Annotated in this window: 25 protein-coding genes; 15 read left to right on the top strand and 10 right to left on the bottom strand. The window is 74.9% G+C overall.

The window, feature by feature from the left end; all coding sequences use genetic code 11:
* Positions 1 to 139: 139 nt before the first annotated feature.
* Positions 140 to 904, top strand: a complete 765-nt coding sequence (locus EBM89_RS13065; protein WP_122149863.1) for a PspA/IM30 family protein — start codon at positions 140 to 142, stop codon at positions 902 to 904.
* A gap of 73 nt (positions 905 to 977) precedes the next feature.
* Here EBM89_RS13065 and EBM89_RS13060 read toward each other — a convergent pair whose 3' ends face one another.
* Positions 978 to 1814 carry a type 1 glutamine amidotransferase gene (locus tag EBM89_RS13060; RefSeq protein WP_233571725.1) on the bottom strand — a complete coding sequence of 279 codons (837 nt, stop codon included), beginning with the start codon at positions 1812 to 1814 and terminating at the stop codon, positions 978 to 980.
* Between the two features lie 80 nt (positions 1815 to 1894).
* On the opposite strand from EBM89_RS13060, the gene EBM89_RS13055 reads away from it, so the two are divergent.
* From EBM89_RS13055 to EBM89_RS13040, 4 genes are all read left to right on the top strand, one after another.
* Entirely contained in the window at positions 1895 to 2629 is a 735-nt protein-coding gene (locus EBM89_RS13055) for a response regulator transcription factor (RefSeq protein ID WP_122149861.1), read from the top strand.
* Positions 2626 to 4287 carry a sensor histidine kinase gene (locus EBM89_RS13050; RefSeq protein ID WP_233571724.1) on the top strand — a complete coding sequence of 554 codons (1662 nt, stop codon included), beginning with the start codon at positions 2626 to 2628 and terminating at the stop codon, positions 4285 to 4287. Before EBM89_RS13055 ends, EBM89_RS13050 begins: the two co-directional genes overlap by 4 nt.
* A gap of 86 nt (positions 4288 to 4373) precedes the next feature.
* Positions 4374 to 5165 (top strand): HD domain-containing protein, encoded by a 792-nt coding sequence (locus EBM89_RS13045; protein WP_122149860.1) that lies wholly within the window; start codon positions 4374 to 4376, stop codon positions 5163 to 5165.
* Positions 5162 to 5434 carry a DUF4031 domain-containing protein gene (locus EBM89_RS13040; protein WP_122149859.1) on the top strand — a complete coding sequence of 91 codons (273 nt, stop codon included), beginning with the start codon at positions 5162 to 5164 and terminating at the stop codon, positions 5432 to 5434. Before EBM89_RS13045 ends, EBM89_RS13040 begins: the two co-directional genes overlap by 4 nt.
* A 24-nt stretch (positions 5435 to 5458) precedes the next feature.
* Here EBM89_RS13040 and EBM89_RS13035 read toward each other — a convergent pair whose 3' ends face one another.
* Complete coding sequence (locus tag EBM89_RS13035) at positions 5459 to 6256, bottom strand: IclR family transcriptional regulator (protein WP_199732110.1); 798 nt, start codon at positions 6254 to 6256, stop codon at positions 5459 to 5461.
* Positions 6257 to 6439: 183 nt separating this feature from the next.
* On the opposite strand from EBM89_RS13035, the gene EBM89_RS13030 reads away from it, so the two are divergent.
* The 7 genes from EBM89_RS13030 (at position 6440) to EBM89_RS13000 (ending at position 13427) form a co-directional block, all read left to right on the top strand.
* Complete coding sequence (locus EBM89_RS13030; protein WP_122149858.1) at positions 6440 to 7330, top strand: dihydrodipicolinate synthase family protein; 891 nt, start codon at positions 6440 to 6442, stop codon at positions 7328 to 7330.
* Between the two features lie 12 nt (positions 7331 to 7342).
* Positions 7343 to 8665: a gluconate:H+ symporter gene (locus tag EBM89_RS13025; protein WP_122149857.1), complete on the top strand. Its 1323-nt coding sequence runs from the start codon at positions 7343 to 7345 to the stop codon at positions 8663 to 8665.
* Between the two features lie 19 nt (positions 8666 to 8684).
* A complete protein-coding gene (gene garR / locus EBM89_RS13020) occupies positions 8685 to 9581 on the top strand; it encodes a 2-hydroxy-3-oxopropionate reductase (protein WP_122149856.1) in 897 nt (298 codons plus the stop codon).
* Positions 9581 to 10909, top strand: a complete 1329-nt coding sequence (locus EBM89_RS13015; protein WP_122149855.1) for an enolase C-terminal domain-like protein — start codon at positions 9581 to 9583, stop codon at positions 10907 to 10909. Before garR ends, EBM89_RS13015 begins: the two co-directional genes overlap by 1 nt.
* 25 nt (positions 10910 to 10934) lie before the next feature.
* Positions 10935 to 12110: a glycerate kinase gene (locus tag EBM89_RS13010; RefSeq protein ID WP_122149854.1), complete on the top strand. Its 1176-nt coding sequence runs from the start codon at positions 10935 to 10937 to the stop codon at positions 12108 to 12110.
* Complete coding sequence (locus EBM89_RS13005) at positions 12107 to 13156, top strand: D-2-hydroxyacid dehydrogenase (protein WP_122149853.1); 1050 nt, start codon at positions 12107 to 12109, stop codon at positions 13154 to 13156. The genes EBM89_RS13010 and EBM89_RS13005 overlap by 4 nt, the downstream gene beginning before the upstream one ends.
* Before the next feature lie 79 nt (positions 13157 to 13235).
* A complete protein-coding gene (locus EBM89_RS13000) occupies positions 13236 to 13427 on the top strand; it encodes a hypothetical protein (RefSeq protein WP_122149852.1) in 192 nt (63 codons plus the stop codon).
* Positions 13428 to 13558: 131 nt separating this feature from the next.
* Here EBM89_RS13000 and EBM89_RS22375 read toward each other — a convergent pair whose 3' ends face one another.
* The 3 genes from EBM89_RS22375 to groL all read right to left on the bottom strand — a co-directional run bounded on the left by EBM89_RS22375 (position 13559) and on the right by groL (position 17224).
* Positions 13559 to 14272, bottom strand: a complete 714-nt coding sequence (locus tag EBM89_RS22375; RefSeq protein WP_122149851.1) for a FadR/GntR family transcriptional regulator — start codon at positions 14270 to 14272, stop codon at positions 13559 to 13561.
* An 18-nt stretch (positions 14273 to 14290) separates the two neighbouring features.
* Positions 14291 to 15415: an L-talarate/galactarate dehydratase gene (locus tag EBM89_RS12990; protein WP_122149850.1), complete on the bottom strand. Its 1125-nt coding sequence runs from the start codon at positions 15413 to 15415 to the stop codon at positions 14291 to 14293.
* A 183-nt stretch (positions 15416 to 15598) separates the two neighbouring features.
* Positions 15599 to 17224 carry a chaperonin GroEL gene (gene groL / locus EBM89_RS12985; protein ID WP_122149849.1) on the bottom strand — a complete coding sequence of 542 codons (1626 nt, stop codon included), beginning with the start codon at positions 17222 to 17224 and terminating at the stop codon, positions 15599 to 15601.
* Positions 17225 to 17460: 236 nt separating this feature from the next.
* On the opposite strand from groL, the gene EBM89_RS21300 reads away from it, so the two are divergent.
* Complete coding sequence (locus EBM89_RS21300; RefSeq protein WP_158609663.1) at positions 17461 to 18753, top strand: glycoside hydrolase family 15; 1293 nt, start codon at positions 17461 to 17463, stop codon at positions 18751 to 18753.
* 50 nt (positions 18754 to 18803) lie between these two features.
* On the opposite strand, the gene EBM89_RS12975 is transcribed toward EBM89_RS21300, so the two are convergent.
* From EBM89_RS12975 to EBM89_RS12965, 3 genes are all read right to left on the bottom strand, one after another.
* Positions 18804 to 19007 (bottom strand): cold-shock protein, encoded by a 204-nt coding sequence (locus tag EBM89_RS12975; protein WP_122149848.1) that lies wholly within the window; start codon positions 19005 to 19007, stop codon positions 18804 to 18806.
* Between the two features lie 112 nt (positions 19008 to 19119).
* Positions 19120 to 19737, bottom strand: coding sequence for a LytR C-terminal domain-containing protein (locus tag EBM89_RS12970; protein ID WP_158609662.1), 618 nt, complete (start codon positions 19735 to 19737; stop codon positions 19120 to 19122).
* Positions 19738 to 19832: 95 nt separating this feature from the next.
* Positions 19833 to 20168, bottom strand: a complete 336-nt coding sequence (locus tag EBM89_RS12965; protein WP_233571723.1) for a DUF3263 domain-containing protein — start codon at positions 20166 to 20168, stop codon at positions 19833 to 19835.
* Between the two features lie 145 nt (positions 20169 to 20313).
* Between EBM89_RS12965 and EBM89_RS12960 the strand changes: the two genes are divergently transcribed.
* Entirely contained in the window at positions 20314 to 20991 is a 678-nt protein-coding gene (locus EBM89_RS12960; RefSeq protein WP_122149846.1) for a uracil-DNA glycosylase, read from the top strand.
* A gap of 78 nt (positions 20992 to 21069) precedes the next feature.
* Positions 21070 to 21906, top strand: a complete 837-nt coding sequence (locus EBM89_RS12955; RefSeq protein ID WP_122149845.1) for an SGNH/GDSL hydrolase family protein — start codon at positions 21070 to 21072, stop codon at positions 21904 to 21906.
* On the opposite strand, the gene EBM89_RS12950 is transcribed toward EBM89_RS12955, so the two are convergent.
* The gene (locus tag EBM89_RS12950) at positions 21893 to 22306 is read right to left on the bottom strand and encodes a hypothetical protein (protein WP_122149844.1); all 414 of its coding nucleotides are present in this window, start codon (positions 22304 to 22306) and stop codon (positions 21893 to 21895) included. The two genes, EBM89_RS12955 and EBM89_RS12950, sit on opposite strands and share 14 nt — an antisense overlap.
* 114 nt (positions 22307 to 22420) lie before the next feature.
* Positions 22421 to 23488 (bottom strand): hypothetical protein (locus EBM89_RS21295; RefSeq protein ID WP_158609661.1); only part of this gene is annotated, 1068 nt, incomplete at its 5' end.

The raw sequence follows: 23488 nt of genomic DNA, 5'->3' as shown, positions 1-23488 counted from the left end.
GCGGAGGCGGCTTCGGCGGCGGTGGCCGCGGGGGCGGCTTCGGCGGCGGCGGGGGCGGCGGCTTCGGCGGCGGAGGCCGCGGCGGCGGGTTCTGACAGACATGTTCGGCAGACGCAGGAAACGAGAGAGGCACGAGGCCATGACCGAGAAGCAGAGCATCTTCGGGCGCATCACCCAGCTCGCGCGGGCGAACATCAACGCGCTGATCGACCAGGCCGAGGACCCGCAGAAGATGCTGGACCAGCTGGTGCGGGACTACACCAACTCCATCGCGGAGGCGGAGAAGGCCATCGCCCAGACGATCGGCAACCTGCGCCTGGCCGAGCAGGACTACAACGAGGACGTCGCCGCCGCCCGCGAGTGGGGCAGCAAGGCCCTCGCCGCGTCCGCGCGCGCCGACCAGTACCGCACCGCGGGCGACGCGGCCAACGCCGACAAGTTCGACAACCTGGCCAAGGTCGCGCTCGGCAAGCAGATCACCGCCGAGACCGAGGTCCGCGACGCCACCCCGCTGATCGCCTCGCAGCGCGAGACCGTCGAGAAGCTCAAGGCCGGCCTCGCGCAGATGAAGGACAAGCTCGGCCAGCTCAAGCAGCGCCGCGACACCCTCGTCGCGCGCCAGAAGTCCGCGCAGGCCCAGCAGACCGTGCAGACCGCGATCTCCTCGATCAACGTCCTCGACCCGACGAGCGAGCTCGCCCGCTTCGAGGAGAAGGTCCGCCGCGAGGAGGCCCTCGCGATGGGCCAGGCCGAGATCGCCGCGTCGTCGCTCGACGCGCAGTTCGCGGAGCTCGAGGCCGACGGCGCGCAGATCGAGATCGAGGCGCGCCTCGCCGCGCTGAAGTCCGGCGGCCAGCCGCAGCAGCTCGGCACCACCCCGGTGACGCCGCAGATCGAGGCCTGACCCCGCACGCACGACGGCCCGGCACCCTCCGTGAGGGTGCCGGGCCGTCGCGCGTCCGGCTCGGCCTGCGGCGTCAGGCGCGGGCGGCGGCGCGGGTCGCGACGAGTGCGGCGAACGTGCGGGCCACGGCCGCGCCGTCCCGCTCCACCTGGGGGTCTGCCGCCGCGACCGCCGCGTCGACAGCCGCGAGCTCGTCGGCCGGCAGGTCGTCGGCCGCCCACGCGTGCATCGTCGCGGGGGACGCCTCGGGGTGGAACTGCACGCCCCACGCGGCCGCCCCGACCCGGAACGCCTGGTACGGGTACATCCGCGACGCCGCGAGCCACGCGGCACCGGCGGGCAGGTCCACGATGGCGTCGTCGTGCATGGTCGGCATCGGGGTGCTGCGGGACTCCGCGGCCTCCGCCGCCGTCGCCAGCGCGCCGAGCAGCGGGTCGGCCGTCGCCTCGGGGCGCCAGCGCACGTCCACCACGCCGATCTCCCGCCCGGGGGGTGCGGCCACGTGCACCCGGCCACCGGTCGCGGCGGCGAGCAGCTGCGCGCCCAGGCAGATGCCGAGCGTCGGGGTGCCCGCGGCGACGGCGTCGGCCAGCAGGGCGCGGGTCGCGGCGAGGCCGGGCTCGGCGTCGGCGTAGGCGTGCATGCGACCGCCGAGCACCAGCAGCCCGTCGAGGTCGGCGGCGGCGCCCGCGTCCTCCCCCGCGTACGCGCGGACGAGGCGGACCTGCACCGACTCCGCGAGGGGTGCGGCGAACCGGTCGAGCGGCACCTCGGCGTCCAGCTGGACGACCGTGACGACGGGGCGGGACGACGAGCCGGGGACGGCGTCGCCGAGGACGGGGCCGGACGGGTCGGGCAGGCCGCGCGCGGCGGCCGAGGCGGTCCGGGACGTGGAGGAGACGGCACTCACAAGGCAGCACGGTACCGCCCGCGCGGAGCGACCAGCCCGCTCCCAGGAAATCGTCAGCATCTCGGCGCAGACTGAGCGGCATGACCGGTGCTGCCCAGAACCCCGAGGCGCGGCTCCTCGTCGTCGACGACGAGCCCAACATCCGCGAGCTGCTCGCCACGTCGCTGCGGTTCGCCGGCTTCGAGGTGCACGCCGCCGCCGACGGCGGCGCGGCCCTGCGCCTCGCCAAGCAGGTGCAGCCCGACCTGCTCGTCCTCGACGTCATGCTGCCCGACATGGACGGGTTCACCGTCACCCGCCGCCTGCGCGAGAAGGGCCAGCACGTCCCCGTGCTGTTCCTCACCGCGCGCGACGACACCGCCGACAAGATCACCGGCCTCACGGTCGGCGGCGACGACTACGTCACCAAGCCGTTCAGCCTGGACGAGGTCATCGCACGCATCCGCGCCGTCCTGCGCCGCACCCAGGTCGGCGAGGTCCCCAGCAGCAGCGTCCTCGCGTACGAGGACCTGGAGCTCGACGAGGACAGCCACGAGGTGCGCCGCGCCGGGCAGGTCGTGGACCTGTCGCCCACCGAGTTCAAGCTGCTGCGCTACCTGCTGCTCAACCCCGGCCGCGTGCTGTCCAAGGCGCAGATCCTCGACCACGTGTGGCAGTACGACTGGGGCGGCGACGCGAACATCGTCGAGTCGTACATCTCGTACCTGCGGCGCAAGGTCGACCAGCTCACCGCACCCGACGGCACCAAGGTCGCGCCCCTGATCCAGACCAAGCGGGGCGTCGGCTACATGCTGCGCAAGCCGAGCGGGTCGTGACCGGGCCGCAGCAGCCGGGTGGCGCCTCCTCCGGCACCACCGAGCAGCCGCCCGCCCCCGGCCCGTGGCCGGTGTGGACCGTCTCGCCCGAGCCGCCCCCACCCGGCGGGATCGTCGCGCGCCTGCTGCTGCGGGCGCGGGCCGTGTGGGCGCGCACGCCCCTGCTGACCCGGCTCGTCGGGATCAGCACGATGCTGCTCGCCCTCGGCCTCGCCATCGCGTCGGCCACCACGACCACGCTGCTGTCGCAGTACCTCGGTCGCCAGGCCGACGACCGGCTCCGCATCCAGGCGCAGGCCTACGGGAAGGCCCTCACCGACGAGTACTCGGCCAACGGCGGTGACCTGTCCGCTGTGAACCCCGGCGGGTGGGGCTCCACGGACTTCGCGCTGCGCCTCGTGATCCGGTCGTACCAGGTGGACGTCCCGCCCCAGGACGAGACCGCCCGTGACTACGGCACCCCCGCGCTGCCGACGCTCGACGCCGACGACATCGAGCGGACGATGCTCGACGTCCGGAGCACGGACGGGCGGTCCACGTGGCGCGTCGCGGTCCTCCCGGTCACGCTGCGCACCGACGGCGCCACCGTCGGGTACGTGATGTACGCCGAGCCGCGCGGCGAGATCGAGAAGATCGTCCGCCAGGCCGGCCTGCTCCTGCTCACCAGCGCCGTCGCGATCCTGGTCATCGGCGCGATCGTCGGCACCTGGGCCGTGCAGCGGTCGCTGCGCGGGCTGCGCGAGATCGAGTCGACCGCCGGCCGCATCGCCGCGGGCGACCTGTCCGAGCGCGTCCCGCCCGCCCCGGAGTCCACGGAGGTCGGCCGGCTCGGCGCCGCCCTGAACTCGATGCTGTCGCAGATCGAGACGGCGTTCGACGACCGGACCCGCTCCGAGGAGCGGATGCGCCGGTTCGTCGCCGACGCCTCGCACGAGCTGCGCACCCCGCTCGCCGCGATCCGCGGGTACGGCGAGCTCTACCGGATGGGCGCGCTGACCGAGAAGGACCAGGTGGACGACACGATGCGCCGCATCGAGCAGTCCGCGACCCGCATGGGCGGGCTCGTGGAGGACCTGCTGGCCCTGGCCCGGCTCGACGCCGACCGCGCCGACCGGCACGCCCCCGTGGACCTCGCCGTCGTCGCCACCGACGCCGCGCACGACCTGCGCGCCATCGACCCGACCCGCGAGGTGCGCGTCGGCCCCCTCGGGGACGCCCGGGGCGGCGAAGCCGGCGAGGGCGACCTGCCCGACACCGTCGTCCTCGGCGACGAGGCCCGGCTGCGGCAGGTCGTCGCCAACCTCGTCGGCAACGTCGCCCGGCACACCCCCGAGGGCTCCCCGGCCGAGCTCGCCGTCGGGCGCGTCGGCGACCGGGTGCTCCTCGAGGTGCGCGACCACGGGCCGGGCATCGCACCCGAGCACGCCGCGCGCGTGTTCGAGCGGTTCTACCGCATCGACCCGAGCCGCACCCGGGAGGGCAACGGCACCGGGGGCGGTGCGGGGCTCGGCATGGCGATCGTCGCGGCCATCGTCGAGGCGCACCACGGCGAGGTCGCGATCAGCCAGACCCCGGGCGGCGGGACGACCGTCCGCGTCGCGCTCCCGCCGGGTGACGTGCCCGGTCCGGAGGCCGCGGAGGACCACCCGGCCGGGTGACCACCTGGCGGTGTGCGGGGCCCGGACGGCTGTGGCTACGATGTCGCGTCCGAGCAAGGTCCTTCCGTCCCGTGAGGCAGTTCCCGATGGGCGTCTACGACGCACCGCAGTGGCTGACGTCAGCCTTCGTCCGCAGCGCGAAGGGGGCCGGGGCCACCGCACCTGACGACCGCCTCCGGGAGACCGCGGCCGATCTGCTCGAGCGCTGGTCCGGCACCGGACGCACGTTCCACAACCTCCGGCACCTCACGGACGTCCTCGCCCGCGTGGACGAGCTCGCCGAGGAGACCCACGAGCCCGAGCTCGTCCGGCTCGCCGCCTGGTACCACGGCGCGGTGTTCGACGCCGCGCAGGTCGCCGCCTACGCGAACCGGGGCGGCGAGGACGAGATCGCCTCGGCGCGCCTGGCCCGCGAGCAGCTCACCGACCTCGGCGTCCCCGCCGCGGGGGTCGAGCGCGTCCACCAGCTCGTCAGCGCGCTCGTCCGGCACGTCGCCGACCCGAGCGACTTCGACTGCGCCGTGCTGTGCGACGCCGACCTCGCGATGCTCGCCGCCGAGCCGCAGCGGTACAAGGCGTACCTGCACGACGTCCGCGAGGAGTACGCCGACATCCCGCTGCCCGACTACATCCGGGCGCGGCACCGCATCGTCACCAAGCTGCTCAAGCGGCCGAGCCTGTTCGTGAGCCCGCTGGGCGCCGCGTGGGAGGAGCCCGCCCGGCAGAACCTCGCCGCGGAGCTGCACAAGCTCGGCAAGGTGCTCGCCGAGCTCGACGCCGCCGACCCCGAGGCCGTGCCGGGCACCGAGCCCGCGCTCGACCCCGGGCACCAGGCAGCAGCACCCAGCACCGCGGACCCGCTCCGGCGCGGGGCGTGACGGTCCTCGTCGACCCGCCGCTCTGGCCCCGGCACGGCCGGTTCTGGTCGCACCTGGTGAGCGACACGTCGCTGGAGGAGCTGCACGCGTTCGCCGCGCGCGCCGGGCTGCCCCGGCGCGCCTTCGACCTGGACCACTACGACGTGCCGGACGAGAAGCACGACGACCTCGTGGCCCTGGGCGCCGAGCCGGTGACGGCGGGCGACCTGATCCGCCGCCTGCGCGCCAGCGGCCTGCGCGTCCCGGCGCGGGACCGCGCCCCCCACTGACCGCCGCGCGCCGCGCGCGCACCGTCAGAAGACGCCCTGGACCGGGGCGGTGTCCTCGATCTGGGTGCGGGCCGCCAGCAGCGCTGACGCGACCTCCGTCTCACGCTCCGGGGTCATGCGGTCGACGGGGACCGAGCAGCTGATCGCGTCGAGCACCGGGTGCGCGTACCGCAGCGCGACGCCGATGCAGCGCAGCCCGGGGGTGTTCTCCTCGTCGTCGACGGCGTAGCCGCGCTCCCGGGTGCGCACCAGGTCGGCCGCGAGCGCCTCGGGCGTGGTGAGGGTGCGCGGGGTGAGCGCGGCGAGCGGGCCGGTGGGCAGGTCGCCGCGTTCGGCGAGCAGCGCCTTGCCGAGGCTGGTGGAGTGCGCGGGCAGCCAGCGGCCGACGCGGGCGATGCGGCGGGGCTCGCGGCCGGACTCCTGGGTGGTGAGGTAGACGACCCGGTCGCCGTCGAGCCGGGCGAGGTGCACGGTCTCGCCGAGGCGGTCGCGCAGCGCGGCGAGCACGGGGCGGGCGGCGCGCAGGTACGGGTCGGAGTCGAGGATCGACGTCCCGACGAGCAGCGAGCGCAGGCCGATCGCGTAGAGCGTGCCGGTGGGGTCGGTGCGGACCCAGCCGGAGGCGGCGAGGGTGCGCAGCAGCGCGTGCACGGAGGACCGGGGCGCGCCGAGCTCGTCGGCGAGCTCGGCGAGCCGGGCGGGCACTCCCCCGCGCTCGGCGAGGGCCTCGAGCAGCTGGAGGGTGCGGGCCGCCGACTTCACGGCGGACGACCGCGCGTCGCCGACCTCGGCGGACGCGTCGTGCGGGGTCGGGGCAGCCACGGGTCCCAGCGTACGGGCAGGCGGCCGGGCGGGGACGCGGGTGCCGCCGCCCCTCGGCGCGTCGCGCCCCGGATCTCCGACCAAAGTCCCTCCCCGCCTTCCCCTCGGGCTGTCATCGTCGTAGTGTTCACATATCTGAACGCCGTTCGCACTTTTGAACAGCCTCCGCAGACGGGAACAACGATGTTCACACCCACCGGGGTCGTCCCGGCCCTCGTCACCCCGCTCGACCCGCAGGGCGAGCTCCGCGAGGACGGGCTGCGCGCCCTCCTCGACCACGTCATCGCCGGTGGCGTCCACGGCGTCTTCGTCCTGGGCAGCTCCGGCGAGATCTACGGCCTGGACGACCGGCAGAAGCGCCGGGTCGTCGAGATCGCCGTCGAGCACGTCGCCGGGCGCGTCCCGGTGTACGCCGGCGCGTCCGAGATCACCACCCGCGACTGCGTGCGCACCGCGCGCATGGTCGCCGAGGTCGGCGGGGTCAGCGCCCTGTCGGTGCTCACGCCGTACTTCGTCACCCCGACCCAGCGCGAGCTCGTCGCGCACTACACCGCCGTCGCGGCGGCCACGGACCTGCCGGTCGTGCTCTACACGAACCCCGGCCGCACCCGCGTCGACCTCGACGTGGAGACGGTCCTGGAGCTCGCCGCGGTCGACACCGTCGTCGGCATCAAGGACTCCAGCGGCGACCCCGACCTGCTGCACCGGTTCCTCACCGAGCGGCCCGACGGGTTCACGGTGCTCGTCGGCCGGGACACCCTCATCCTCGAGGGGCTGCGCGAGGGCGCGGACGGCGCCATCGCCTCCACCGCCAACATCGCCCCGGCGCTGGTCACCGGCATCTACGAGGCGCACCGCGCCGGGGACCTCGACCGCGCGGCGCGGCTGCAGGCAGCGCTGTCGCCGTTGCGCGCCATCGTCGACCGTGCCACGTTCCCCGTGGTGCTCAAGGAGGGCCTGCGCCTGGCCGGCGTCGACGCCGGCGTGTGCCTGGCCCCCGCGCGCGACATCGACGAGCAGGTGCTCGCCGAGCTCGCGGTCGTCGTCGCCGACGCCCTCGCGGCCACGGACTGAGGGAGGCGCGCCATGGAGTTCGTCGTCGTCGCGGTCGCGGTCGTCGTCCTGGTCTTCCTCATGACCCGTCTGAAGCTCAACGGCTTCATCGCCCTGCTGCTCGTGGCCGTCGCGGTCGCGCTGGTGGAGGGCATCCCCGTCGCCTCGATCCCGGAGATCCTGGAGGAGGGCGTCGGCGGCCAGCTCGGCGGCACCCTGCTGGTCATCGGCCTCGGCGCGATGATCGGCCGCGTCGTCGGTGACGCGGGCGGCGCCCAGCGCATCGCCATGAAGATGGTCGACGCGTTCGGTGAGCGCGGGGTGCAGGCCGCCATGGTCGTCACCGCGATGCTCGTCGGCGTGACCATGTTCTACGAGGTCGCGTTCGTCATCATCGTCCCCGTCGCGTTCACGCTGGTGCGGGCGACGAAGCAGAACCTGCTGTGGGTCGGCCTGCCGATGTCCATCGCGCTGTCGACCATGCACTCGTTCCTGCCGCCGCACCCCGGCCCGACCGCCGTGGCCGCGACCTACGGGGCGTCGGTCGGCCTCACGCTCGCCTACGGGCTGATCATCGCGGTGCCCGCCGGGGCGTTCATCGCGTTCCTGTGGCCGCGGCTGTCGTTCGTGCGGGCGATGAACCCGTCGATCCCCGCCGGGCTCGTCTCCGACAAGGAGTTCTCCGAGGACGAGATGCCGGGCCTCGGCTGGTCGCTGTTCGTCGTGCTGCTCCCGGTGGTGGTCATCGCGGGTGCCGCGGTGGTCGAGCTCGCCGCCCCGGACGCGTCGTTCCTGCCGGTCGTGCAGTTCCTCGGGGCCGCGCCCATCGCGCTGCTGCTGACGCTGCTGGTGGCCATGTGGGTGTTCGGCCCGCGGATCGGCCGGTCGCTGGGCGAGGTCGCGGCGTCCTGCTCCTCGTCGGCCAAGGCGATGGCGATGATCCTCATGGTCATCGGCGCGGGCGGCGCGTTCAAGCAGGTGCTGGTCGAGACCGGTATCGCGGACAGCATCGCCGACGTCACGTCCGGCTGGGCGCTGTCCCCGATCGTCCTGGCGTGGCTGATCGCCGTGATCCTGCGCATCGCGCTCGGCTCGGCCACCGTCGCCGTGGTCACCGCCGCGGGCGTGGCGGCGCCGCTGGTCGCCGCCTCGGGGGTGTCCCCGGAGCTGATGGTCCTCGCGACCGCGTGCGGCTCCATCGCCGCCAGCCACGTCAACGACCCGGGCTTCTGGATGTTCAAGGAGTACTTCGGGCTCACCGTCCCGCAGGCCCTCAAGGCCCGCACCACCTACACCACCGTCCTCGCGGTGCTGGGTCTCGGCGGCGTGCTGCTGCTGAACCTGGTCATCGGCTGACCCCCAGGAGGGAACCCTCATGAAGATCGGATTCATCGGACTCGGGATCATGGGCCGCCCCATGGCGAAGAACCTCGTCGCGGCCGGGCACGACCTGGTCGTGCTGGACCGCAGCGCCGACGCCGTCGCCGAGCTCACCGCGCTGGGCGCCACCACGGCCGGTACGCCCCGGGAGATCGCCGAGCAGGTCGACCTGGTGCTGACCATGCTGCCCAACTCCCCGCAGGTGCAGGAGGTCGTGCTCGGCGAGGACGGCGTGCTGTCCGGCGCCCGCGACGGCCTGCTGTACGCGGACATGAGCTCCATCGACCCGCTCGTGTCCCGGGACGTCAGCGACGCGCTCGCGGAGCGGGGCGTCGCGATGCTGGACGCCCCGGTCTCCGGCGGCGAGCCGATGGCGGTCGCGGGCACGCTGTCGTTCATGGTCGGCGGCCCCGTCGCGACGTTCGACGTCGTGCAGCCCGTCCTCGCGGCGATGGGGAAGTCCGTCGTCCGGGTCGGCGGCATCGGCGCGGGCAACATCGCGAAGCTCGCGAACCAGGCCGTCGTCGCGGTGAACATCGCCGTCGTCGCCGAGGCGCTGGTGCTCGCGCAGAAGGCGGGCGTCGACCCCGAGCAGGTGTTCGAGGCGATCAAGGGCGGGCTCGCGGGCTCGAACGTCATGAACGCCAAGGCGCCGCTGATGCTGGACCACCAGTTCGCCCCGGGGTTCCGGATCAACCTGCACCTCAAGGACCTGACCAACGTCATGTCCACCTCGCACACCGTGGGCGCGCCCATGCCGCTCACCGCGGCCGTGTTCGAGCTGATGACCCAGCTCCGGGCGCACGGCCACGAGGGCGAGGACCACTCCGCCCTGCTGCGCACCTACGAGCGCGCGGCCGGCATCGAGCTCACCCGAGGGGAGCCGTCCTGATGTCCACCCCCACCATCGTCGACGCCGCCGTCTACCCGGTCGCGGGCCGGGACTGCATGGAGCTCAACCTCTCCGGCGCCCACGGCCCCTACTTCACGCGCAACGTCGTGGTCCTCACCGACTCCACCGGGAACACCGGCGTCGGCGAGGTCCCCGGCGGGCAGAAGATCACCGACACCATCACCGAGGCGTTCGCGCTGGTGCGCGGCTCCCGGCTCGGGGACCACGCCGACGTGCTGCGCACCATCGGCGACCGGTTCGCCGGTCGCGACACCGGCGGGCGCGGCCTGCAGACGTTCGATCTGCGCACCACCGTGCACGCGGTGACCGCCATCGAGTCCGCCTACCTCGACCTGCTGGGCCAGCACCTGGAGGTGCCGGTGGCCTCTCTGCTCGGCGAGGGCAAGCAGCGCGACGCGGTGAAGGTGCTCGGCTACCTGTTCTACGTCGGGGACCCCGGACGCACCGACCTGGACTACCTGCGCGAACCGGGCTCCGACGTCGACTGGTACCGGCTGCGGCACGAGGAGGCCGTCACCCCCGAGCAGGTCGTGGCGCTCGGCGAGGCCGCGTACGACCGCTACGGGTTCGAGGACTTCAAGCTCAAGGGCGGCGTGTTCTCCGGCGACGACGAGGTGCTCGCGGTGCGGGCGCTCAAGGAGCGGTTCCCGGACGCCCGGATCACCCTGGACCCGAACGGCGCCTGGTCCCTCGCGGAGGCGGTGCGACTGTGCAAGCCGCTGGGCGACGTGCTCGCCTACGCCGAGGACCCGTGCGGCGCCGAGGGCGGGTTCTCCGGCCGGGAGATCCTGGCCGAGTTCCGCCGGGCCACCAACCTGCCCACCGCGACGAACATGGTCGCGACGGACTGGCGGCAGATGACCAGCTCGCTGCTGCTGCAGTCGGTGAGCATCCCGCTGGCGGACCCGCACTTCTGGACCATGCGCGGGTCGGTCCGGGTGGCCCAGCTCTGCCACGCCATGGGCCTGACCTGGGGCTGCCACTCGAACAACCACTTCGACATCTCGCTGGCGATGATCGCGCACTGCGGGGCCGCCGCCCCCGGCGCGTACAACGCCCTCGACACGCACTGGATCTGGCAGGAGGGCGTCGAGCGGCTCACGGTCGCCCCGCCGCAGATCGTCGGCGGCGAGATCACCATCGGCGACACCCCGGGCCTCGGGGTCACCGTCGACATGGACCAGATCGAGAAGGCGCACGCCCTGTACCTCGAGAAGGCGCTGGACGCCCGCGACGACGCGATCGGGATGCAGTACCTGATCCCGGGGTGGGAGTTCGACAACAAGCGCCCCGCGATGGTCCGCTGAAGCACCCGACCCGAGGAGCCCGTCGATGAGGATCGTGCTCGCCCCCGACTCGTTCAAGGAGTCGATGTCCGCCGCGCAGGCGGCCGCCGCGATGGCCCGCGGCGTGCACCGGGTGCTGCCCGGGGCGACGTGCGTCCCGGTGCCGATGGCCGACGGCGGCGAGGGCACGACCGACGCCCTCGTCGCCGCGCTCGGCGGCCGGCTGCTCGAGGTCCCGACCACCGACGCCCTCGGGCGCCCGGTGACCGGCGCCGTCGGCCTCGCTCCGGGTGGGCTCGCGGTGCTGGAGGTCGCGGCGGCCGTCGGCATCGGCCTGGTCGCCCCCGGCGACCGCGACGTCATGGCCGCGACGTCGGCCGGGGTCGCGCCGCTGGTGCGCGCCGCGCTGGCCGCCGGGAGCGGCCGGGTGGTCGTCGGGCTCGGCGGGTCCGCGACCAACGACGGCGGGGCCGGGCTGCTCGTCGGCCTCGGCGCCCGGCTGCTCGACGCCGCGGGCGACCCGGTGCCGCCCGAGCCGCGCGCGCTGCACCGGGTCGCCGCCGTGGACCTGTCCGGGCTGGACCCGCGGCTGCGGGACGTCGCGGTCGAGCTCGCGTGCGACGTCACCAGCCCGCTGCTCGGCCCCGACGGGGCGAGCGCGGTGTTCGGCCCGCAGAAGGGCGCCTCCCCGGAGCAGATCCGGACGCTGGACGCCGCGCTCACCACCCTGGTCACGGCGCTGGAGGCCGCGGCCGGGCGCACGGTGCGCGACGAACCGGGCGCGGGGGCGGCGGGCGGCCTCGGGGCCGCGTTCCTCGCGCTCGGCGCGACCCGCCGCCCCGGCGTCGAGGTCGTGGTCGAGGCCGCCGGGCTCACGGAGCACGTCCGGGGCGCGGACCTCGTCCTCACCGGCGAGGGGGCCGTCGACGCCCAGACCCTCGCGGGCAAGACCCCGGCGGGCGTCGCCGCCGTGGCCCGCCGCGCCGGCGTGCCGATCGTCGCGTTCGCCGGGCGGGTCGACCCGAGCGCGGACGCACTGCTGGACCACGGGTTCGCCGCCGTGGTGCCGATCCTGCGCGGTCTCGGCGACGTCGCCGAGGCGCTGGCCGCCGGGCCGGACAACCTGGAGCACGCGGTCGCGACGACGCTGCGGCTGCTGCGCCTCGGCGCGACCAGCGCCCTCACCGACACCGACACCGACACCGACCGGAGGATCCCGTGACCGCCCCGGACCTGCGCGTGGTGGTCGCCACGCCCCTGCCCGACGACCTGCACGCCCTGGTCGTCGACCGCACCGGCGTCGACCTGGTCCGCGAGCCCGACCTGCTGCCGCCGATGCGCTGGCCCGGCGACTTCGGCGGCGACCCCGCGTTCCGGCGCACCCCCGAGCAGCAGGCGCGGTTCGACGCGCTGCTCGACTCGGCGGACGTGCTGTACGGGATCCCGGACGTCTCCCCCGCCGCGCTCGCCCGCACCGTGCGCGCGAACCCGCGCCTGCGCTGGGTGCAGGCCATGGCGGCGGGCTCCGGCGCCCAGGTCCGCGCCGCGGGTCTGACGGCGGCCGAGCTCGACCGGGTCGTCGTCACGACCTCGGCCGGGGTGCACGCGGGCCCGCTCGCGGAGTTCGCGCTGCTCGGCCTGCTCGCGGGCGCCAAGCAGGTGCCACGGCTGCGCGCGGACCAGCGCGACCACCGCTGGCCCGGCCGGTGGTCGACCGCGCAGGTCGCGGACCAGACGGTGGTGGTGGTCGGGCTCGGGCACATCGGCGTCGAGGTCGCCCGGCTCGCCGCGGCGCTGGGCGCGCGGGTGGTCGGCGTGAACAAGTCCGCGAAGGACGTCCCCGGCGTCGAGCGGGTCCTCCCGCCGGACCGGCTGGCGGAGGCCGTCGCGGCGGCGGACGCGGTCGTGGTGACCCTGCCCGGCACGGAGGCGACCCACCACCTGGTGTCCGCCGAGGTGCTGGCGGCGTTCCGGCCGGGCACGACGTTCGTCTCGGTCGGTCGCGGCACGGTGGTCGACGAGGCGGCGCTGGTGCGCGCGATCGAGGACGGGCGGGTGGGCTACGCCGCCCTCGACGTCTTCGAGGTCGAGCCGCTGCCCGCGTCCAGCCCGCTGTGGGACCTGCCGCAGGTGCTCGTCAGCCCGCACACCGCGGCGAACAGCCCCGCCGAGGAGCGGCGGATCGCCGAGCTGTTCTGCGACAACGTCGACCGGTTCCGGGAGGGGCGGCCGCTGCGCAACGTGGTCGACACCCACGACTTCTACTGACCGGCGCCCGGGCGGTGGTGCCCGCCGTCACACGCCCGGGGGCTGCCGGAACCTGTCGACGTCGAGGTAAATTGGTCCCATGACTTCTCCCGGGACCCTGGACTCCGCGCCCGCTTTCGTCGCCGTCCAGCTGGACGAGCGCGTCGGCGACCGGCGCCCGCGCGTCCTCGGTGCCGTCGCCGAGCGTCTGCTCGAGCGGAGCCGCCGGTACGCGACCGCGTCGCCCGAGTGGGCCGCGCTCGAGGAGACCCTCACCGCCACCGCACGCTGACCAGCACCCCGGCGCTGACCAGCACCCCTGCGCTGACCAGGACCGCGCACTGACCGGCACCCCGCGGACCGGCACCCCGCGCTGAACGACCCGGCGCGCCCGCCCGGCCCCGGTGCCCGTCCCGGGGCGGCTCAGACCCCGCTGTCGTCGGCGAGCGCCGCGAGCGACCGCCGCAGGTGCACCGCCATCGCCGCGCGCGCCGCGTCCACGTCCCCGCGCGCGACGGCGTCGGCCACGGACCGGTGCTCGTGCACCAGCAGCGCCCGGTGCTCCGGGTCCCCCGCCGAGTCGCGCTCGCCGAGCTGCGTGCGGTGCAGCAGGATCGCCCGCGGCCCGACGTCGTGCAGCAGGCCCACCAGCAGCGGGTTGCCGCCGGCCTCCGCGACCGCGAGGTGGAACGCGAAGTCCGCCTCGACCAGCCGGGCGGGGTCGTCCACGGCGCGCACGAAGGCGTCGAGCGCCGCCCCGACGGCGGCCTGCTGCGCGGGGGTGCGGCGCCGGGCGGCGAGTGCGGCGGCCTCCTGCTCCAGCGCCACCCGCAGCTCCATGAGGTGCCGCAGGTCGGCGGTGGTGCGGACGTCGAACCGGTCGGGCCGTGCGGGTTCCCCCGGGTCGAGCACGTAGGAGCCGCGCCCCTGGTGGGTCTCCACGACCCCCGCGGCGCGCAGCCGCGCCACCGCCTCGCGCACCACCGGGCGGCTCACCCCGAGGTCGGCGGTGAGCTCGGCCTCGCTGGGCAGCTTCGCGCCGACGGGCAGCTCCCCGGCGAGGATGCGGTGCCGCAGGGTCGACGCGACCCGGTCCACGAGGCGCGCCTCGTCCCGTCGGCCCTGCGGTGCCGCCATCCGTGGTCCCCTCGCTGCTCAGCGGCGGCCGACCCCGGCCGTCTCGACGGTCCAGGATCGCACCTGCTCGGTGAGCGTGACGCCCAGGCCGGGGCGCTCGGAGACGATCATCCGGCCGTCGGCGATCTCCATGCGCTCCTCGAACAGCGGGTCGAGCCAGTCGAAGTGCTCCACCCACGGCTCGATCGGGTACGTCGCGGCCAGGTGGCAGTGGATCTCCATGGCGAAGTGCGGGGCGAGCTGCAGCCCCGCCTGGGCGGCGATGGTGGACAGCCGGAGGAACTCGGTGATGCCGCCGACGCGGGGCGCGTCCGGCTGGATGACGTCGCAGGACCGCTCGTCGATCAGCCGCAGGTGCTCGGCGACCGAGGACAGCATCTCGCCCGTCGCGATCGGGGTGTCGATCGCGCGGGCCAGGTCGGCGTGGCCGGTGTAGTCGTAGGCGTCCAGCGGCTCCTCGATCCACACGAGGCCGAACGGCTCCATCGCCCGGCACATCCGCATGGCGGTCGGCCGGTCCCACTGCTGGTTGGCGTCGACCATGAGCGGGAAGTCGTCCCCGAGGTGCTCGCGGACGGCGGTGAGGCGTGCCATGTCGACCCGCGGGTCGGGGTGACCGACCTTGATCTTGATGCCGCCGATGCCGGCCTCGCGGGACCGGGTGGCGTTCTCCAGCACCTCCTCGATGGGCGCGTGCAGGAACCCGCCGGAGGTGTTGTAGGTGCGCACGGAGTCGCGGTGCGCGCCGATGAGCTTGGCCAGCGGAAGGCCGGCCCGCTTGGCCTTGAGGTCCCACAGCGCGACGTCGATCGCGGCGAGCGCCTGGACCGCCACGCCCGAGCGCCCGACCGACGCCCCCGCCCAGAGCATCTTGACGTGCAGCCGGCCGATGTCGGACGGGTCCTCGCCGATGAGGACGTCGGACACCTGGTGGGCGTGCGCGAACTGCGCGGGACCGCCGGCGCGCTTGGAGTAGGAGAAGCCGACGCCCTCGAGGCCGTCGGCGGTGGTGATCTCCGCGATGAGGAACCACACCTCGGTCATCGGCTTCTGCCGCCCGGTGAAGACCTTCGCGTCGGAGATCGGGGTCGCGAGCGGGAGCACGACCGAGCTGAGCTGGATGTGGCGGATGGTGTCGGACATGGGACCTCCTCGACCCGGGGTGACCGCCGTGGTCACCTGTATGACAGGTCACGAGGTTATCTGACAGGCACCGTCCGGCGGTAGGACCCCCGACCCACCGACGACGACGGGCCGGCCACCCCCGCAGGGGTGACCGGCCCGTCGTGCGTGCGGTGGGCGCTCAGCGCCCGCGCGCGGCGTGGATCAGAAGTCCATGCCGCCCATGCCGCCGTCGGCCGGGGCAGCCGGAGCGGCCTTCTCCGGCTTGTCGGCGACGACCGCCTCGGTGGTGAGGAACAGCGCCGCGATGGACGACGCGTTCTGCAGCGCGGAGCGCGTGACCTTGACCGGGTCGTTGACGCCCGCGGCCAGCAGGTCCTCGTACACGCCGGTCGCGGCGTTCAGGCCCTGGCCGGCGGGGAGGTTGCGCACCTTCTCCGCCACGACGCCGCCCTCGAGACCGGCGTTGACCGCGATCTGCTTCAGCGGGGCGTCGATGGCCACCTTGACGATGTTCGCGCCGGTCGCCTCGTCGCCGGTCAGCGACAGCTTCTCGAACGCCACGGCACCGGCCTGGATGAGGGCCACGCCACCACCGGCGACGATGCCCTCCTCGACGGCCGCCTTCGCGTTGCGCACGGCGTCCTCGATGCGGTGCTTGCGCTCCTTGAGCTCGACCTCGGTCGCCGCGCCGGCCTTGATGACGGCGACGCCGCCGGCCAGCTTGGCGAGACGCTCCTGGAGCTTCTCGCGGTCGTAGTCCGAGTCCGAGTTCTCGATCTCGGCGCGGATCTGGTTGACGCGGCCCTGGATCTGGGCGGCGTCGCCGGAGCCCTCGACGATGGTGGTCTCGTCCTTGGTGACGACGACCTTGCGCGCCTGGCCGAGGACCTCGAGGCCCACGGTGTCGAGCTTGAGGCCGACGGTCTCGGAGACGACCTGGCCACCGGTGAGGATCGCCATGTCCTGCAGCATCGCCTTGCGGCGGTCGCCGAAGCCGGGAGCCTTGACGGAGACCGACTTGAAGGTGCCGCGGATCTTGTTGACGACGAGCGTGGCCAGGGCCTCGCCCTCGACGTCCTCGGCGACGATGAACAGCGGCTTGCCGGACTGGATGACCTTCTCCAGCAGGGGCAGCAGGTCCTTGACGTTCGAGATCTTGCCCTCGACGAGCAGGACGTACGCGTCCTCCAGGACGGCCTCCTGACGCTCCGGGTCGGTCACGAAGTACGCCGACAGGAAGCCCTTGTCGAAGCGCATGCCCTCCGTGAGCTCGAGCTCGAGGCCGAGGGCGTTCGACTCCTCGACGGTGATGACGCCCTCCTTGCCCACCTTGTCGAGGGCCTCGGCGATGAGCTCGCCGATCGCCGAGTCGCCGGCGGAGATGGACGCGGTGGCGGCGATCTCCTCCTTGGTCTCGATCTCCTTGGCCTGCGCGAGCAGGGCCTCGGTGACGGCCTCGACGGCCTGCTCGATGCCCTTCTTCAGGGCGATCGGGTTGGCGCCGGCGGCGACGTTGCGCAGACCCTCGCGCACGAGCGCCTGGGCGAGCACGGTGGCGGTGGTGGTGCCGTCACCCGCGACGTCGTCCGTCTTCTTGGCGACCTCCTTGACGAGCTCCGCGCCGATCTTCTCGTACGGGTCCTCGAGGTCGATCTCCTTGGCGATGGAGACACCGTCGTTGGTGATCGTGGGGGCGCCCCACTTCTTGTCCAGCACGACGTTGCGGCCCTTCGGGCCGAGGGTGACCTTGACGGTGTCGGCGAGGACGTTGAGACCCCGCTCGATGCCGCGGCGGGCCTCCTCGTTGAAGGCAATGATCTTGGCCATGGGGCTATCGATCCTTCACTGTGGCTCGTGGTTCGGCCGGTCGGTGCCCGCGACGGACGGCCACGTCGCGCGGACGGTCACGTCCCGTCGCGCGGCGGACCTCACCTGGTCGGCCTGGGTTGTCATTCTGTCACTCTCGACCCGAGAGTGCTAAGTCCATGGTGAGCACTCCACCCCCGCGAGTGCAACCCTCACGCCGAGGGCGAACGCACGGCCGCGCCCGCTAGCCTTCCGGGATGCCGTCCCGCACCGCCGCTGCCGTCGTGGCTCTGACCGTCCTCGCGGGCGCCCTGGTCTCGGTCGGCGTGACGGGCCCGCACCACGCGCACGTCGACCTGTACGCCGAGGGCGTCGTCCTGACCCCCGCGGGCCCGGAGTCGGTGGCCGCGGGCGCGACGCCGGACCTGCACCCCGGCACCCGGGTGGCGGCGGACCCGTCGAGCAGCGCGGACGACGACCTGGCGGCCGGGCAGCGCGCGTGGCTGGCGTCGGGCACCGTGCCGGGGGCGGGCGGCCCGTACCAGGACCTCGTGACCGACGCGCTGCTCGACCTGCGCACGCTGGTGCTGGACGACGGCGCGGCCGTCGCCGCGTGGACGCCGTACTGGCGGTACGTGTGGCCCCGCGACGCGTCCTTCGTCGCGGTGGCGCTGGCCCGGACGGGCCACCTGGACGACGCCGTCGAGGTGCTGGGCTTCCTCGACCGGGTGCAGGGCGCGGACGGGTCGTTCCAGGCGCGGTACCTGCCCGACGGGTCGGGCGACGTGCCGGACGACCGCGGCGCGCAGACCGACGGCACGGGCTGGGCGCTGTGGGCCGCCGGGGAGGTCGTGGACGCCGCGCCGCGCGCGGAGCAGGCCGAGGTCGTCGACGCGCTGTCCGGCCTGGTACGCCGCTCGGCCGCGCACGCGACCGCCCTGGTCGCGGGCGACGGGCTGCCCCCCGCGTCGCCCGACTACTGGGAGGTCGCGGAGACCGAGCTGACGCTGGGCACCGTCGCCCCGCTGCTCGCCGGGCTGGAGGCCGCGGGACCGCTGCTGGACCGGCTGGACGACCCCGCGGCCGCGGCGGACGCCCGGGAGGCCGCCGCGCTGACCCGCTCGGCGGTCGAGGAGGAGTTCGGCGGCGGCACCGTCCCCTGGGGCCGGTACGCGGGCGCGGGCCCGGCCGACGCCGCGAGCGCGTTCGTGCTGCCGCCGTTCCAGCCCGAGCCGCTGACCGGCGCCACGGCGGCGTGGCTGGCCTCGGCGGACGCCATGGCCCGACCCGCGGGCGGCGTGGCTCCCGGGGCGGCGTGGAAGCAGGACGGCATCTCGTGGACGCCGCAGACCTCGCTGTACGCCCTCACGGCCGCGGCGAACGGCCGTACCGACGACGCGCGGGCGCGCCTGGACTGGCTGGGCGCCCACCGCACCGCGATGGGCGCCCTGCCGGAGAAGGTGCTCGCGGACGGGTCCCCCGCCGCGGTGGCCCCGCTGGCGTGGTCCGCCGCGTGCGTGGTGCTCGCGGTGGACGCGCTCGACGGCTGAGCCGTCCGGCCGCGCGGCGACCAGCGGTTCAGGACCGGGTCACGACCGCGTCAGAGCGGGCGGACCTGCTCGGCCTGCGGGCCCTTGGTGCCCTGGCCGACCTCGAACTCCACCGACTGGCCCTCGTCGAGGGTGCGGTAGCCGTTGGTCTGGATGGCGCTGAAGTGGACGAAGAGGTCCTGTCCGCCGTCGGCCGGGGTGATGAACCCGAAGCCCTTCTCGGCGTTGAACCACTTGACGGTGCCCTGCGGCATGTGGAGCTCCTGGGGGGACGACGGCACGGACCGCCGCGGCGGCTCGGTCCGGGCAGGGCGTCGTCACCGCGACGCGCCGACTGTAGCCGGGCCCTCCGACCTGCGGAAGAGGTCAGCGCGCGAAGTCCGCCACCAGGAGGACGACGATCCCCTCGGGCGCGGTGTCCGCGGACTCGACCACGGACGTGATGCCGAGCGTCGTGGCGACCTGCTGCGCGGTGACGGCGAGCTCGGGGCTGCCGTAGAAGACGGTGGTCGTCGTGAGCCCGCCGGCGTTGCCGTTGTCGGCCACGACGGAGGTGAACCCGGCGTCCTCCAGGTCGCCCGCGGCGCTGCCGGCCAGGCCGGAGACGTTGGCGGCGTTGAGCACGCGGACCGGGGTGCTGAGGTCGGCGACGGCTGGGGGCTCCTCCTCGACCGGGGGCGCCTCCTCCTCGACGGGCGCCGACTCCTCGGGCGCGGCCCCGGTGTCCTCGGGCGCGGGGGTCGACTCCTCGGGCGCCGCGGCGTCGTCGTCGGCCGACGAGGAGAACCCGGGCAGGTCGCCGTCCCAGGACGACGCCCACACGACGAAGCCGACGGTCAGCGACGGGACCAGGACGATCACCGCGACGAACGGCCACCAGCGGCTCCACCAGGAGCGGGGTGCACGGTGCACGCCCACCGGTGCGTCGGGCGCCGGAGGGGCGTCGAACTCGTCCTCCGGGTACGGGTCACTCGCCTTGGTCACGGCGGACAGGTTAACGGTTCGCGCTGGGCGGACCGGCCGCGCGCGCCGGGGACCGGGGGTGGACCACCCGCGCGGGTAGGTGCTGCCGGGCGACCTCAGGCCTCGGGGCCGAGGCGGCGGGCGCTGCGGGCGCGCTGCCGGGTGGACCGCATCCGGCGCAGCCGCTTGACCAGCATCGGGTCGTGCGCGAGCGCCGCCGGGGAGTCGATGAGGGCGTTGAGCACCTGGTAGTACCGGGTCGCCGACATGTCGAACAGCTCGCGGACGGCCTGCTCCTTGGCCCCGGCGTACTTCCACCACTGGCGCTCGAAGGCGAGCACCTCGCGGTCGCGCTCGGAGAGCGAGCCGGCCTCGGGGGCGGCGTCCGGCGCGTCGGGGACGGCGACCAGCACGGGACGGTCGGTGGCGTCGACCTGCGTCGCGGTGTCCATCTGTGCCTCCCGTCCGGGCCCGGGCTGGGTCCGCCGACCATGGTACGACCGGAATCACAGGGGTGTCATTCGCCCACCCCGGTGCACCCGGCACACCTCCGACCCCCACTCAGCGGCCCCGCGCCGTGGGCTAGCGTCGGTCGGCGTGACCCCCGCACCCCTGCACGAGCTCGTGGCCGCCGACTGGGCCGACGCCCTCGCCCCCGTCGAGCCGCAGGTGCACGCCGCGGGCGCGTTCCTGCGCGAGGAGGTCGCCGCCGGGCGCGGCTACCTGCCCGCCGGTCCGGACGTGCTGCGGGCCTTCACCCGGCCGCTCGCGGACGTGCGGGTGCTGGTCGTCGGCCAGGACCCCTACCCGACCCCCGGGCACCCGATGGGCCTGTCGTTCTCGGTGCAGCCGGACGTCCGCCCGGTGCCGCGCTCGCTCGGCAACATCTTCACCGAGCTGCAGGAGGACCTCGGGCTGCCCCGCCCGAGCACCGGCGACCTGTCCCCGTGGGCCGACCGCGGCGTCATGCTGCTGAACCGCGTGCTCACCGTGCGCGCCGGGGAGCCCGCGTCGCACCGCGGCAAGGGCTGGGAGGCCGTGACGGAGCGCGCCATCGCCGCCCTGGTCGAGCGCGGCGGGCCGCTGGTCGCGGTGCTGTGGGGCCGGGACGCGCAGTCGCTGCGCCCCTCGCTGGGCGACGTCCCCGTGGTCGCCAGCGCGCACCCGAGCCCGCTGTCGGCGAGCCGCGGGTTCTTCGGCTCCCGGCCGTTCTCCCGCGTGAACGCCCTGCTGGTCGAGCAGGGCGCCGACCCCGTCGACTGGTCGCTGCCCTGACCTGACCTCCGGCGCGCCACCGACGCCGACGCCCCGATCTCCCTGGCCGCCCGCGCGCGCCGGGAGCAGACTGCGGGCATGACCACGCAGTCCACCCCCGACGCACCTGCTGCACCCGACGGACCCGACGCCCTCCCCCGCTGGCGCAGCTACGTGGCCGTCGGCGACTCGTTCACCGAGGGCCTGTGGGACGCGCCGCAGGGCGAGGACGCCCCCACCCGCGGCTGGGCGGACGTCCTGGCGGGCCTGCTGTCGGCGCGCCGCCGGGCCGCGGGCGAGGCCCCGCTGCGGTACGCGAACCTCGCGGTGCGGGGGCGGCTGCTGGCGCCGGTGGTCGCCGAGCAGCTGCCGCAGGCGCTGGCGCTGCGTCCGGACCTGATCAGCCTCGTCGCCGGGGGCAACGACATCCTGCGCCCGGGCTCGGACCCGGACCGCCTGGGCCGGGTGCTGGACCAGGCGGTCGCCCGGGCGCGCGCGACGGGCGCGGACGTGCTGCTCGCGACCGGCTTCGACTCGTCGGGCTCGCCGCTGGTGTCGGCGACCCGGCCGAAGGTCGGCGTCTACAACGCGCACATCTGGTCGACCGCCCGGCGGCACGGCGCGTACGTGCTGGACCTGTGGGGCATGCGGCACCTGCACGACCTGCGGATGTGGGCGCCGGACCGCATCCACCTGACGTCCGAGTCGCACGCCCGCGTCGCGCAGGGCGCGCTCGTCGCACTGGGGCTCGCGCCGGACGACCCGGCGTGGGACGAGCCGCTGGCCCCCGCACCCCGGCTGCCCCGGGTGGAGCAGGCGCGGCAGGACGCGCGGTGGGTGCGGCTGTACGCCTACCCGTGGGCGACGCGGCGGCTGCGGGGCCGGTCCTCGGGCGACACCCGGCGGGCGAAGCTCCCGGACCTCACCGAGGTCTGACCGGCTCGTCCGTGACGAGGGCGAGCGACACCCCGCCGAGGTCGGTGACGGCGACGGTGCCGCCCATGTCCACGGTCGTGGTCGGGGCGGTGACCGGCGTGCGCGCCTCGGCGAGCGGCTGGTCGTCGGCGCCGTGCAGCGTCACGGCGACCTCGCGGCCCGCGCAGCCGTCGGGCACGTCGGACAGCGCCGCGGTGGTGACGCCGTAGCCGCCGAGCTCCGGCACGTACCCGATGTCGTACCCCACGACGATCCGCTCCACGACGCACGCGCCCGTGGTGACGGGCTCGGCACCGTCCCAGGTCAGGGCCTTGAGCAGCGAGACGGCCAGGCCGAACGCCCCGAGGCACACCAGCGTCACCGCTGCCCCGCGGCGTGCGCGGACGTGCTCGTGCGCCATCGGCGCCCCCTCCGTGGACCCGGTCGATCCGTCGACCTGGAGCCCCCATCGTCGGGCGCGGGGCGCGGTTGAGCATCCGGGGGCGCGGTCCACCCGTCCGGGCGAACCCCGGCCTCAGGGGCGCAGGCAGACCTGGAACGCGCGCGGGGTGTCGTCGCGGACGCCCCAGGTGTCCCACGCCGTCGGCGTCACGCGGTAGACGGTCCCGCCCTGGGCGGCGACCGTGTAGTTGCCGCCGACGGTCAGGGTGCGCAGGTCCGGCGTCCGGCCGCGCGACGTGAAGAACGCGATCAGCGGGGCGATGTCGACGTCGGTGCGCCAGCCCGCGTAGAACTGCGGCGTGCCGGACACGGCGAGGGTGACGGGCAGGCAGGCGTAGTCCGCGGACCCGGCCGGGGTGCCGGGCGTCTGCGTGTACGTCAGCGCCGGGTCGTGCTGCGGCGCGGGGAGGTCGTAGTGGCAGATCTGCACGGTCGTGGTCTGCCCCGCACCCATCTGCTCGTACCCGGCGCGCGGCGCGACGGACACGACGCCGTCCACCGGCGTGGTCGAGCGCACGGCCGCCCACCACGGGCTGACGACGAAGCCGGAGCCCGAGGTCAGGCCGTTGAACGGGCGCTGGGCGAGGTGCAGGTCGACCCGCCAGGCGCCGCCGGTGCTCGGCGTGACCGGCACGGACACGCACGCCTGCGTGCCCGAGGACGCGACCTGGCTCCAGGTGAGCGTGCCGAACCTCGTCCCCGGTCCGGGCGTGACCGGGCCGGACACGGAGCCGGTGCTCGCGGTCCACGTCGCGGGGAGCCCCCACGTCCCGACGGTCACGGCGACACCCGCCACGCGGGACGGCGCGTACGCCGGCACGGTCACCGTGGTGGTCGCGGCCGCGGCCAGGGTCGTGGACGTGTCGGCACCGGCCAGCGCGCTGCCGTCGGCCGCGAACAACCGGATCGTGGCGACCTGCCCGCGGCACGCGACCGGCACGCCCGACAGCACGACCTGCGTGACGGACGAGCCCGACCCGGCCGTCGTCGCGGCCAGGGCCGCGGTGGAGCAGGGCGCCGCGCTGCCCGTGGTGATCTGCGCGCCGGTGAGCGGCAGCCGGGCCGCGCTGGCGGGGTGCAGCGCCAGGGCGGCGAGCACCGCGACGGCCAGCAGCACGGCGCCGACGGCGCCGGCGCGGCG

Origin of the sequence: Cellulomonas triticagri (assembly GCF_003696205.1) — a bacterium.
Taxonomy (GTDB): domain Bacteria; phylum Actinomycetota; class Actinomycetes; order Actinomycetales; family Cellulomonadaceae; genus Cellulomonas; species Cellulomonas triticagri.
This window is presented reverse-complemented; position numbering and strand designations above follow the sequence as displayed.

Coding starts and splice junctions, on each gene's coding strand:
- EBM89_RS13065 (WP_122149863.1), top strand. CDS start 140: ATGACCGAGAAGCAGAGCATCTTCGGGCGCATCACCCAGCTCGCGCGG.
- EBM89_RS13055 (WP_122149861.1), top strand. CDS start 1,895: ATGACCGGTGCTGCCCAGAACCCCGAGGCGCGGCTCCTCGTCGTCGAC.
- EBM89_RS13045 (WP_122149860.1), top strand. CDS start 4,374: ATGGGCGTCTACGACGCACCGCAGTGGCTGACGTCAGCCTTCGTCCGC.
- EBM89_RS13030 (WP_122149858.1), top strand. CDS start 6,440: ATGTTCACACCCACCGGGGTCGTCCCGGCCCTCGTCACCCCGCTCGAC.
- EBM89_RS13025 (WP_122149857.1), top strand. CDS start 7,343: ATGGAGTTCGTCGTCGTCGCGGTCGCGGTCGTCGTCCTGGTCTTCCTC.
- garR (WP_122149856.1), top strand. CDS start 8,685: ATGAAGATCGGATTCATCGGACTCGGGATCATGGGCCGCCCCATGGCG.
- EBM89_RS13015 (WP_122149855.1), top strand. CDS start 9,581: ATGTCCACCCCCACCATCGTCGACGCCGCCGTCTACCCGGTCGCGGGC.
- EBM89_RS13010 (WP_122149854.1), top strand. CDS start 10,935: ATGAGGATCGTGCTCGCCCCCGACTCGTTCAAGGAGTCGATGTCCGCC.
- EBM89_RS13000 (WP_122149852.1), top strand. CDS start 13,236: ATGACTTCTCCCGGGACCCTGGACTCCGCGCCCGCTTTCGTCGCCGTC.
- EBM89_RS22375 (WP_122149851.1), bottom strand. CDS start 14,272: ATGGCGGCACCGCAGGGCCGACGGGACGAGGCGCGCCTCGTGGACCGG.
- EBM89_RS12990 (WP_122149850.1), bottom strand. CDS start 15,415: ATGTCCGACACCATCCGCCACATCCAGCTCAGCTCGGTCGTGCTCCCG.
- groL (WP_122149849.1), bottom strand. CDS start 17,224: ATGGCCAAGATCATTGCCTTCAACGAGGAGGCCCGCCGCGGCATCGAG.
- EBM89_RS21300 (WP_158609663.1), top strand. CDS start 17,461: ATGCCGTCCCGCACCGCCGCTGCCGTCGTGGCTCTGACCGTCCTCGCG.
- EBM89_RS12975 (WP_122149848.1), bottom strand. CDS start 19,007: ATGCCGCAGGGCACCGTCAAGTGGTTCAACGCCGAGAAGGGCTTCGGG.
- EBM89_RS12965 (WP_233571723.1), bottom strand. CDS start 20,168: ATGGACACCGCGACGCAGGTCGACGCCACCGACCGTCCCGTGCTGGTC.
- EBM89_RS12955 (WP_122149845.1), top strand. CDS start 21,070: ATGACCACGCAGTCCACCCCCGACGCACCTGCTGCACCCGACGGACCC.
- EBM89_RS12950 (WP_122149844.1), bottom strand. CDS start 22,306: ATGGCGCACGAGCACGTCCGCGCACGCCGCGGGGCAGCGGTGACGCTG.